This window comes from Pandoraea sp. LA3, from assembly GCF_022696215.1.
GTDB lineage: Bacteria > Pseudomonadota > Gammaproteobacteria > Burkholderiales > Burkholderiaceae > Pandoraea > Pandoraea capi.
The window spans coordinates 114,257-125,319 of the sequence record NZ_PTPY01000027.1 but is presented as its reverse complement, the minus strand read 5'-3'; the positions used below and the strand labels follow the sequence as shown (position 1 = coordinate 125,319).

Genomic DNA, 11,063 nt, shown 5'->3' with positions numbered 1-11,063 from the left:
GCGTCGGCTAATCCGGCCGTGCCGGTGAGCAGTACGTGATTGCCGTCCTTGTCACGCGTGAAGCGCAACTTCAGATCGGTGCTGATGGCGCCGCTCTTGATCTGTGCCGGGACCGTGACGGGCGATTCGGCGTCGTTGGCGACGTCGGTCTCCTGCGCGGCTTCAGTCGATTCCCCTGCCACTTTCGCGGCGGCCGAGCCGAACACCGGCGTATCGGCGCTGACGCTCAGGCCTGCGCCGCGCCAGCCGGGCAACTCGGACAGCGTCTTTTGCTGTTCACGCAGCTCGGCGAGCATGTTGCAGAAGAGGGCGCCTTGTTCGAGGGCGTCGTCGAGCGCGACGTGGGTGTGCGGCAGCGGATCGAGCCAGACCTGCGGCAGACGCGGTTTGATGCACTTGCGATACGGCATGCCGGTCATCGCGAAGGCAAGCGTCTTGATGTCGAGCGCGGACCACGAGAACGGGCAACGACCGACGAAACGCATCATGTACCAGAACATGAAGGTGAAATCGAAGCCCGCCGGGTAGGCGACGAACACCGGCTTGCCGGGCAGCTTCTCGACCCACTTCACATACGCCTTGAGCGCCTTGGCCGGATCCTCCGGGTCAACGCGGCACGCCGCCCACGCCTCGGGTTCGGTCTTCCACCATTTCATCGTGAGCGGATGGCCCTTCGCGTCCGGCAGGCATTCGAGGTTGGCGCTGAAGGTGCCGATCAGTTCCTTGTCGGCGGTGTAGGCCGCCGAGGCGAAACTGAGCATCGAGTGCGGACCGGGAATCGGGCCGTCGGCTTCGACGTCGGTACTGACGAAGATTTCCTCGTCGACAGGAATGATGCGCGACGGGGTCCGGGACATCGCCTCGCTCATGAGGCGCTCCGGGCGAGCACCGCATCGGCCACATACGGGTTCGTCTGACGTTCCTGCCCGAACGTGGACACCGGGCCGTGACCCGGGATGAACGTCACGTCGTTGCCCAGCGGCCAGAGCTTGTCGCGAATCGACGCGATCAGATCGGCGTGATTGCCGCGCGGAAAGTCGGTGCGGCCGATGGAGCCGGCGAAGAGCACGTCGCCCACGCTTGCCAGACGTTCGTCCTTCGAGAAGAACACCACGTGACCCGGCGTGTGGCCCGGGCAGTGGAAGACGTCGAGCGTTACGTCGCCGAAGGTCACGGTGTCGCCGTCGCCCAGCCAGCGATCGGGGGTGAACGGTTCGGGCTCGGGAAAACCGAAGCGCGCGCTTTGCGCCTGAAGCTGGTCGATCCAGAAGGCGTCGTCCGGGTGCGGGCCTTCGATGGGGACATCGTACTTGGCCGCCAGGGCGCCGGAGCCACCGCAGTGGTCGAGGTGGCCGTGCGTGAGGAAGATCTTCTCCAGCGTCACGCCCTGGCGTTCGATCTCGCCCACGATGCGGTCGATGTCGCCGCCGGGGTCGACCACGGCAGCGCGCTTCGTGGCGTCGCAGACGAGCAGGGTGCAGTTTTGCTGGAAAGGCGTAACGGGAATCAGGGTGACGTTCATGAGTGATCGGGGACGCGATTTTTGTCTATTGTATTCGGCCCGGCGACCCGTCGCGCGTCGCGGTACCCCGCGTGCCACCCCCCAGCCTTGCCCGGTGCCGATGTGCGGTCTTTCGCAACGCGCTTATCGGTGGAGGATGCCCATTTTGAGGTAACGCTTTGTAATCAAGTCTTAGCGAGTAAGTGAACGCTCGCTGATGGGTTGATTTTTACGTCGTGTTAGACTTGCGGGCTATGCGAACACGCGACATGCTCACACGGTTCGCGGTCTGCTGCGCCCTCGCCCTGACGTTGACAGCCTGCACAACGCCGCTCGAACCCCCCAGCCAGACGGCTGCCGCCACTTCGGCGACAGGCGCGCGCGCCCGTGCGCGCGAAGCCAATGCGCCGGTCGGCTCCAGCTTCGATCTGCATTGGCCGGGCCGCACGTATCGCAACGAAGGCCTCAATCCCGGTGACCCCGATGCCCCGGATCGCGACGGCGAAGCGCGTCTGCGTGCCGATGCGGGGACTTTCTTCCAGACGGGCACGGCATCCTGGTACGGCAAGAACTTCCACGGCCGACGCACTGCCACCGGTGAAGCGTTCGACATGAACGAGGCGACGGCCGCCCATCCGACGTTGCCGCTGGGCAGCTTCGCACTGGTGCGCAACGTCGCCAATAACAAGACGGTCGTCGTGAAGATCAACGACCGTGGCCCCTACTCCCGCAATCGCATCATCGATCTCTCTTACAGCGCGGCCAAACAGCTCGACTTCATTCGAGCCGGACACGCCAAGGTCGAAATCCGCCGCCTGTCGCGCAGTGAAGTCGCTGCCCTCGGCCTTGACGAGAGCAACAACGCACCCTGAAGTCCGCACGCGCGCATTCGCCGCGCAATCTGGTGCAACTTCCATAGCGTTAATTCCGAACATCATTCTGAATAGGTGCCGATCCCTCTCAAAAAGTGGGACGTCGGTCGCCTTTTTATTGTGAAAAAGCGACTATCCGTGGTGAATTACTGCGCATTGTTTCGTTTTTCAGTGGATCTCATTGGCTGAACGCGTCGCATGAACGTGCGCATATTGGAACGCTTGCGACCGAATCGACTATTTTTTTTCCGATTGCCGCATCAATCTGCCAGCGTTTGGGCGCAATCCGATGTTCCACGGGCTTCCCGGGAAGTTGCGTTGGCAACCGTTGTTCGCTGCCGGGGATGTGGGTAGACTGTGCCCCACGCGCAGGTGCACGCTTTGTGTGCATCCGAAAGAGGCTCGCGGAGACCCGGGCCCGGCGCACCGATATCTACTATCAAGAGCATTCCTGGAGGAGTTTTGATGTCGACGATGGGTAAATTCGCCACGCGCACCGTGCTGTGCGCAGTGGCCGCAACGTTGTTGGGGACGACCGGCGCGGCATTCGCGGCGGAGACGAAGTCGGTGGCCGTCGTGGCGATCGTGGAGCACCCGGCACTCGACGCCATTCGCGACGGCGCGAAGGACGAACTCAAGGCGGAAGGTTACGAGGTCGGCAAGAACCTCAAGTGGGAATACCAGAGCGCACAGGGCAACACCGGTACCGCCGCGCAGATCGCGCGCAAGTTCGTGGGTGACAAGCCGGACGCCATCATCGGTATCGCCACGCCTACGGCGCAGGCCGTGGCTGCTGCGACCAAGTCGGTGCCGCTCGTGTATTCGGGCGTGACCGATCCGGTCGCCGCACAACTGGTCAAGAGCTGGGACGCCTCGGGCACCAACGTGACCGGCGTGTCGGACAAGCTCCCGCTCGACAAGCAGGTGGCACTCATCAAGCGTGTCGTGCCGAACGCGAAGACCGTGGGCATGGTGTACAACCCGGGTGAAGCGAACTCGGTCGTGGTCGTGAAGGAGCTCGAGAAGCTGCTGCCGGCCGCCGGCCTCACGCTCAAGACCGCCGCCGCGCCGCGTACCGTGGACATCAGCTCGGCCGCCAACAGTCTGGTCGGCAAGGTCGACGTGATCTATACCAACACGGACAACAACGTCGTGTCGGCATACGAGTCGCTCGTGAAGGTCGCCAACGACCGCAAGATCCCGCTCGTCGCTTCGGACACGGACAGCGTGAAGCGCGGCGCCATCGCGGCACTGGGCATCAACTACTACGACCTCGGCCGTCAGACGGGCAAGGTGGTGGGCCGCATCCTGAAGGGTGAGAAGCCGGGCTCGATCGCCTCGCAGACCAGCTCGAATCTGGAACTGTTCGTCAACACGGCCGCCGCCGCGAAGCAAGGCGTGAAGCTGTCGGACGATCTGGTGAAGGAAGCCAAGACGGTCATCAAAGAGTAAATAGAACGAAGCAGGAAACCCGCGCGCGAGTCACGCGCGGGGTGCCGATGTCGCGAGCGACCGTTTGCGACACCGGCAAGCGACAGGGCGGCGCCCGGACACGATCTGTCCCCGCCGCTCTTTTCCTATCGAATGGGCGAGATGGCTCCCCCCGAAACGCGGTCGCACAACGACCGGCTATGACCTGAACTGGCCGACTCGGCCGTGCGGGCGCCAGTGTCGAGACCCGGCACAGGCTGTCTTGCGCAGTGGAATTACGACAATGTCCTTCTTTTCTCTCATGGGCGCACTGGAGATCGGCCTGATCTTCAGCCTCGTGGCGCTCGGGGTGCTGATTTCCTTCCGCATCCTCAATTTTCCCGACCTGACGGTTGACGGCAGTTTCGCGCTTGGTGGCGCGACGGCGGCCATCCTGATCGCCAACGGCGCCAATCCGTTTGCGGCGACTGCCGTGGCGATGGTGGCTGGCGCGGCAGCGGGTTTCATCACCGGCTGGCTGAACGTGCGTCTGAAAATCATGGATCTGCTCGCCAGTATCCTGATGATGATCGCGCTCTACTCGGTCAATCTGCGCGTGATGGGTGCACCGAACGTGCCGTTGATCACGTCGCCTACGGTCTTCACAATGCTGTTGCCGGAGAACGCACCGGCCTGGTTGCCGGACTATGTGTTGCGCCCGGCGATGTTGCTGCTGGTCGTGGTGGTAGTGAAGCTCGGTCTCGATTACTTCTTCTCGTCGCAGCAGGGTCTCGCGATGCGCTCGACCGGTGCGAATCCGCGGATGGCGCGTGCGCAGGGCGTGAACACTGGCCGCGAGATTCTGGCGGGCATGGCGCTCTCCAACGCGCTGGTCGCGCTTGCGGGCGCATTGTTCGCGCAGTCGCAGGGCGGCGCGGATATCTCGATGGGGATCGGTACCATCGTGATCGGTCTGGCGGCGGTGATCATCGGCGAGACGATTCTCCCGGCGCGACGCCTCATTCTCACGACGCTGGCCGTGGTGATCGGTGCGGTGCTGTACCGCTTCTTCATCGCGCTCGCTCTGAACAGCGATTTCATCGGTCTGAAGGCGCAGGACCTCAATTTGGTGACGGCATTGCTCGTGGCGGTGGCACTGGTGCTGCCGGCAACGCGTCGCAAGCTGTTCGCCCGCAAGAACGGAGGTGCCTGATCATGTTGAGCGCAAAAGACCTCAAGATCACTTTCAACCCGGGCACGCCCATCGAAAACCGTGCACTGCGCGGCATGACGCTGGAAATCCCGACGGGCCAGTTCGTCACGGTGATCGGCTCGAACGGTGCGGGCAAGTCCACGTTCCTGAATGCCATCAGCGGCGATCTGTCGGTGGATTCCGGCACGATTTCCATCGACGGCAACGACGTCACGAAGAAGACGGCGTGGCAGCGCGCCAATCAGGTCGCGCGCGTGTTTCAGGACCCGATGGCCGGCACGTGTGAAGCGTTGACCATCGAAGAGAACATGGCGCTGGCGGTCAGGCGCGGTGAGCGTCGCAGTTTCCGCTTCGCGCTGAACAAGGACCTGCGCGAGCGTTTCCGCGAAAAGCTGAGTCTGCTCAATCTCGGGCTGGAGAATCGTCTTTCGGATCGCATCGGTCTGCTCTCGGGCGGACAGCGTCAGGCGGTGAGTCTGCTGATGGCGTCGTTGCAGCCGTCGCGCATTCTGCTGCTGGACGAACACACGGCGGCGCTTGACCCGAAGACGGCTGCGTTCGTGCTGGAACTGACGGCGCGCATCGTCGAGGAGAGCAAGCTCACGGCGATGATGGTCACGCACAGCATGCGCCAGGCGCTCGACTACGGCACGCGTACCGTCATGCTGCATCAGGGCAAGGTGGTGCTCGACGTTGCCGGCGAGGAGCGCAAGGGCCTCGACGTGCCGGACCTGCTGCAAATGTTCGAGCGCACGCGCGGCGAACAACTCGACGACGATGCGTTGCTGTTGAGTTGAGGGTCATGCGCGGTGGTGAGACGTTCGCGTCTGCCGCCGCCGCTTGAGAGATGCCACACACGATGCCCCCGGCCTTCCGGGGGCATCGTCGTTTCTGCGTCCTGACAAGGCGTTACCTGTTATCGCTCTCAGGCGACTCGCCGGTACATGAGGCTGCCGTAGCCGCTGGGCGAGTTTCGCTTTGAACTGTCGTTGAACGGAGGCGTTGAGGGCACGCCACTCCTTGAGTCGGTTATCGGCGCGGAAGTTTGGGGAATTACCGAGAAATACGCCGGAAACTTCCGATTTTCCGGCGGCGTGGATTGTCGGCCGATCCACGCCTCGCGGCGCTGATCATTTAGCCGTTTTTCAGGGCCAATGCGCGCTCGTAAAGCGCATTCTTCGGGGCGCCGGTGATGGCTGCGGCGAGCTTGGCGGCGCTTTTCGTCGGCAGCTCTGCGACCAGTAACGTCAGCACGCGCTGCGCCTCGGCATCCACGCCGTCGTCGCTCGCGCTGGCCGCTGCGCCGGAGACGGCGAGCACGAATTCGCCGCGCTGACGGTTGGCGTCCGCCTTCAGCCACGCCACCCCTTCGCCCAGCGCGCACTCATGGATGTCTTCGAAGCGCTTGGTCAGCTCGCGTCCAATCAGCAACCGGCGCTCGCCGCCCAGCCCGTCGGCCAGTGCGGCAACCGTCTCCACGATGCGGTGAGGCGCCTCGTAGAGCACCTGCGCTGCCGTGGACCCGGACAGCGCCGTGATGGCTTGCGCACGCTGCTGTGCCTTCGACGGCAGGAAGCCCACGAACGTGAACGTCTCCACCCACGCGCCAGCGGCCGACAGCAACGTGATCACCGCACTCGCCCCCGGCACAGGCACCACGCCGAGGCCCGCAGCGCGGACCGCGTCGACAAGCCGTGCGCCAGGGTCCGAGATGCCCGGGGTGCCGGCGTCGGAAATATAGGCAATACGCTCGCCGCCGCGCAGGCGCTCCACCAGTCGTGTCGCCGCTTCGTTCTCGTTGTGTTGATGCGCCGCAATCAACGGCCGATCGATGCCGTAACGCTGCAACAACAACGCGCTGTTGCGCGTATCTTCACAGGCGATGGCATCGACCATGCCAAGAATATGCAGCGCCCGCACGGTGATATCGGCGGTATTGCCCAGCGGCGTGGCCACCACGTAGAGCGTGCCCGCCGGGTAATGCTGGCCCTCGGCCAGCGACATCAGGCGTTCATCCATCGCATCGGACTCCCGCGTTCTGGGGCGCACGCACGCGAGGCGCGGCGCTCATCGGAGCTTGCACAGTACCGGCGTGGCCGGTCAGGGAAAACATCGGAACAACCATGTCGAATCAGCTAGGAGTGTCGTTCGAGAACCGCGCGCAGACGCTACTGGAGCGGCGCGGCTGGCGGCTCGTCGCCCGCAATTATCAATGCCGGGGCGGCGAAATCGACCTCATTATGCGGGATCGGGCCGGCGTGCTGGTATTCGTCGAGGTCCGCGCGAGGGCGCGCAGCGACTTCGGCGGTGCCGCGCAGAGCATCACGCACGCCAAGCGGCGACGCCTCATGCTGGCCGCACGGCACTATCTGCTGCGGCGTCCGGCGGCACGCTGCCGCTTCGATGTCGTGACCTTCGACGGGCGGCCGCCCGTGGTGAACTGGCTGCCGGATGCCTTCCGGGCCGACGATCTCTGAGGAAACCCGCGCCCGCCACCCCTGTTACACTTGCGAAATTGCCGTGTGTTCACCATGCACGGCATTCGTAGGCCGGCCCGGCAGATGCGCCCCAGGGGACGCTGCTCAAGGCAGGCAGCTTTTGCGACACCCTGGCAAACGACCATGTCGATCGAACGAATTCAGAAACACTTCACGGATAGCGTCGAGACCAAGCTGGCCGCGCGCGATGCGCTCGCAGGCCCCATCGCCGCTGCGGCGGATGTCATGGTCGAAGCGCTGACCAACGGCAACAAGATCCTCGCTTGCGGCAACGGCGGCTCGGCCGCCGACTGCCAGCACTTCGCGGCGGAACTCGTCGGTCGTTTCGAGCGCGAGCGCCCGGAACTGCCGGCCATCGCACTGACCACGGACTCGTCGATCCTGACGGCCGTCGGCAACGACTACAATTTCGACGTCATTTTCTCCAAGCAGGTCCGCGCGCTGGGCCAGGAAGGCGACGTGCTGCTGGCCATCACGACCTCCGGTAACTCCGGCAACGTGCTCGCGGCCATCGAGGCGGCTCACGAGCGCGGCATGCACGTGATCGCGCTCACCGGCAAAGGCGGCGGCAAGGTCAACGACGCGCTCTGGGAACTGGACGTCCACATCTGTGTGCCGGCCGTGCGTACCGCCCGCATTCAGGAAGTTCACCTGCTCACGATCCACTGTCTGTGCGATCTGATCGACTCGGCGCTGCTGGGCGACGAGTGAACCTATTGTCATCTTAAGGCGTCAAGATCATGTGACGGGCACCGGGTCGCGGGGGCGGGCGGTGCCGATTCGGCGTGGCGGGGGCCGTCCCGTTCGACAATCCAATAAGGAGAAAGCCCGATGAGTTTCCGACGCGTCCAAGGCGTTGTTAAGCCGCTTGCAGCGGCAGTGTTGATTGCAGCGACCCTCGCGGGTTGTGCCCCCATCATCCTCGGCGGCGCCGCCACCGGCGCACTCGTCGCCACCGACCGGCGTTCGGTCGGCGCGCAGACGGAAGACCGCGAAATCCAGGTCAAGGCCGAAGCCAACATCGCCAATACGCTGACCGACGACGCCGTTCACGTGAACGTGACCGTCTTCAACCGCCGCGTGCTGCTCACGGGCGAAGTCCCGAACGACGCCACCAAGCAGGCTGCGGTCAACATCGTCAAACAGATCAGCAATGTACGCGGTATCGTCGACGAACTCGCCATCGGACCGAAAAGCTCGTTCGGCTCGCGCTCCAACGACGCGTGGATCACCAGCAAGGTCAAGGCCAACCTGATCAACACCAAGGAGATCTCGGCCAACGTCTTCAAGGTGGTGACCGAGCGTGGCGACGTCTATCTGATGGGGCTGGTCTCGCCGGAGGAGGGCACCATCGGCGCCAATGTGGCGAGCCGTATCGACGGCGTGCAGAAGGTCGTGAAGCTGTATGAGTACGTGAAGCCGGAAGAGGCGCAGCGTCTGTCGACCGAAGCCGAAAAGAACCCGGCGCCTGCACAGGCCGAAGACAGCAACGCCGCGACCGTTACAGCCACCCCGATCGGCAACGATACGGTCACGGCCCGACCGTTGTCGTCGCCGGCGCCGATCAGCGAAGGTCCGGTCAAACCGGGACCGTCGACCAAGACGGGTAACTGATTCACCGCGCTGCGGATCACCTCCTCTTGCGCACCCGCCTGGGCCATCGCCCGACACCGAACCGCCACGCGCTGCTGCGTCACTCTCGTGTGACGCAGCGGCTCGTGGCGGTATTCGTTTCGGCAACCGTCGGGGGCTGGCTCGTCATGCCGGGCGTTGCGATGGCCGGCACGACGGCGGCCACGCCCTCCCAACCCGACTGGCAAGCCCGCGATTGGGCCATGGCCTGCATGAGTTGCCACAATGCCGCAGCCCCGGTGCATGCAGGCAAAGCGACGTTGCGCGCCCTCGAAGGGCGCTCGGCGACGGCAATGATGGCCTCGCTCCAGGCGATGCGCGACGGACGGCAACCTGCCACGCTGATGCCGCAACTGCTCAAGGGCTATCGCGACGACGAGCTGCAACGCATCGCCGCGTATTTCGCTGCACAACCGACATCGACGGTGGGGACGTCGGGGAAGTCGGCGACAGGTTCCGCCGCTGCCGCGTCATCGTCGCCGAGGCCTGTCGGGACTGAAGCCTCTTCTGGCGCCCCTCACGCCCCTTACTCTCCATAACGCCTCTCCCATGGACCGTCGCCGGATGCTTCTCGCTGCGGGTTCAACGGCCGTGCTGGCCGGGATGGCGGGCGCCTCGCGTGCCGCTCCCGTGTCCCTCTGGCCCACGCCGGTCGGAGGACGTCCCCGCGTCGTCGTTATCGGCGGTGGATTCGGAGGCGCTACGGCCGCGAAGGCGTTGCGCGTGTTGTCCGGCAACACCGTCGAGGTCACGCTCGTCGAACCGGGCGCAGCCTTCGTTTCGTCACCCCTGTCGAACCTCGTCGTCGGCGGCAACTTGCGCGTGAGCGATCTTACGGTGCCGTACGACCGGCTCGTCGCGCGGCACGGTGTGACATGGCGGCGTACGCGCGCCGACGCTATCGATGCCGAACGCAAGCAGGTCCGGCTGGCCGATGGCGCAACACTGCCCTACGACAAGCTGATCGTGTCCCCCGGTGTGTCGCTTCGGCGTGAAGCCATTGCCGGGCTGAACGATCCGGCGGTTCGCGAAGCGCTTCCCGCCGGCTGGACGGATGCGCGCGAGAGTGCGCTGCTGCACGCGCGTCTGAAGGCGATGTCCGAGGGCGGCGTGTTCGCCATCACGATTCCCGAAGCGCCGTTCCGTTGTCCGCCCGCACCCTACGAACGGGCGTGTCAGGCCGCCGCGTGGCTCAGGCAACACAATCCGCGCGCCAAAGTGCTCATCTTCGATGCCAACGATCAGGTGCTGGCCGAAGCGGAACAGTTTCAGGAGGTCTGGCGCTCGCAGTTCGCAGGGATCGTCGAGTACCACCCGCAGTTCAACTGCACGGAGGTCGCGGCAGACGGCAAGCAACATCTGGCGCGTTTCGAACTGGGCGAGGAAGTGCGCGCCGACGCGCTGAACGTCATCCCGCCGATGCGCGCGGGCGATATCGCCGTGCGCAGCGGTCTTGCGACGGCCAACGGTCGTTGGTGCGACGTCGACTTCCTGACGTTCGCGTCGAAGGCGCAGCCCGACATCCATGTGCTTGGCGACGCCATCCAGATCGCGCCGCAAATGCCCAAGTCCGGCCACATGGCCAACCAGCACGGCAAGGTCTGTGCGGCGGCCATCGTGGCGACGTTGTCCGACAGGCCGGTCAATCCCGAACCGCTCTACAGCAACACCTGCTACACGTTCGTTTCGTCGACCGAAGCGATGCACGTGGCGAGCGTGCATCGCTATGACGTGTCGCAGCGCACCATGATGCCGGTGCCGGGTACCGGCGGCGCGTCGCCACGGGCCACACGGGACGAATTCGCGCTGGGACTCGCATGGGCGCAGGGGATCTGGGCCGACATGCTGGCCTGACGCGGATTCCGGCGGCATCGATCGTGCTCCTGAAGGGTTTGGAAAGGCTGCGCAATCGCGTTTGGAGGATTGGCTCTAAGCGC

The 11,063-nt window shown here is 64.6% G+C and carries 11 protein-coding genes and 1 pseudogene; 9 read left to right on the top strand and 3 right to left on the bottom strand.

The annotated features are described in order from the left end of the window. Positions 1-278: 278 nt before the first annotated feature. Positions 279-857: pseudogene (locus tag C5N93_RS08355) on the bottom strand (exonuclease); the annotation flags it as partial. 8 nt (positions 858-865) lie between these two features. Beyond that, positions 866-1,522 (bottom strand): MBL fold metallo-hydrolase, encoded by a 657-nt coding sequence (locus tag C5N93_RS08350; RefSeq protein ID WP_069344544.1) that lies wholly within the window; start codon positions 1,520-1,522, stop codon positions 866-868. Between the two features lie 248 nt (positions 1,523-1,770). On the opposite strand from C5N93_RS08350, the gene C5N93_RS08345 reads away from it, so the two are divergent. The 4 genes from C5N93_RS08345 to C5N93_RS08330 all read left to right on the top strand — a co-directional run bounded on the left by C5N93_RS08345 (position 1,771) and on the right by C5N93_RS08330 (position 5,793). Beyond that, positions 1,771-2,373, top strand: coding sequence for a septal ring lytic transglycosylase RlpA family protein (locus C5N93_RS08345; RefSeq protein ID WP_069344545.1), 603 nt, complete (start codon positions 1,771-1,773; stop codon positions 2,371-2,373). 465 nt (positions 2,374-2,838) lie between these two features. Beyond that, on the top strand, positions 2,839-3,825 hold the full coding sequence (locus tag C5N93_RS08340; RefSeq protein ID WP_069344546.1) for an ABC transporter substrate-binding protein: 987 nt from the start codon (positions 2,839-2,841) through the stop codon (positions 3,823-3,825). A gap of 262 nt (positions 3,826-4,087) precedes the next feature. Continuing rightward, entirely contained in the window at positions 4,088-4,996 is a 909-nt protein-coding gene (locus C5N93_RS08335; protein ID WP_150722777.1) for an ABC transporter permease, read from the top strand. Positions 4,997-4,998: 2 nt separating this feature from the next. Then, positions 4,999-5,793, top strand: a complete 795-nt coding sequence (locus tag C5N93_RS08330) for an ABC transporter ATP-binding protein (protein ID WP_069344548.1) — start codon at positions 4,999-5,001, stop codon at positions 5,791-5,793. A 337-nt stretch (positions 5,794-6,130) separates the two neighbouring features. Here the strand turns inward: C5N93_RS08330 and rsmI are convergent, their stop codons facing one another. Then, positions 6,131-7,015 (bottom strand): 16S rRNA (cytidine(1402)-2'-O)-methyltransferase, encoded by an 885-nt coding sequence (gene rsmI, locus C5N93_RS08325; RefSeq protein ID WP_242558918.1) that lies wholly within the window; start codon positions 7,013-7,015, stop codon positions 6,131-6,133. Between the two features lie 104 nt (positions 7,016-7,119). Here rsmI and C5N93_RS08320 point away from each other — a divergent pair, with 104 nt between their 5' ends. From C5N93_RS08320 to C5N93_RS08300, 5 genes are all read left to right on the top strand, one after another. Then, positions 7,120-7,473, top strand: coding sequence for a YraN family protein (locus tag C5N93_RS08320; protein WP_069344550.1), 354 nt, complete (start codon positions 7,120-7,122; stop codon positions 7,471-7,473). 144 nt (positions 7,474-7,617) lie between these two features. Beyond that, positions 7,618-8,205, top strand: a complete 588-nt coding sequence (locus C5N93_RS08315) for a phosphoheptose isomerase (protein WP_069344551.1) — start codon at positions 7,618-7,620, stop codon at positions 8,203-8,205. A 120-nt stretch (positions 8,206-8,325) separates the two neighbouring features. Then, on the top strand, positions 8,326-9,108 hold the full coding sequence (locus C5N93_RS08310; protein WP_242558917.1) for a BON domain-containing protein: 783 nt from the start codon (positions 8,326-8,328) through the stop codon (positions 9,106-9,108). A gap of 26 nt (positions 9,109-9,134) precedes the next feature. Then, positions 9,135-9,665 (top strand): hypothetical protein, encoded by a 531-nt coding sequence (locus C5N93_RS08305; protein ID WP_242558916.1) that lies wholly within the window; start codon positions 9,135-9,137, stop codon positions 9,663-9,665. A 10-nt stretch (positions 9,666-9,675) separates the two neighbouring features. Further along, the gene (locus tag C5N93_RS08300) at positions 9,676-10,980 is read left to right on the top strand and encodes an NAD(P)/FAD-dependent oxidoreductase (RefSeq protein ID WP_347403297.1); all 1,305 of its coding nucleotides are present in this window, start codon (positions 9,676-9,678) and stop codon (positions 10,978-10,980) included. The last annotated feature ends 83 nt before the right edge of the window (positions 10,981-11,063 follow it).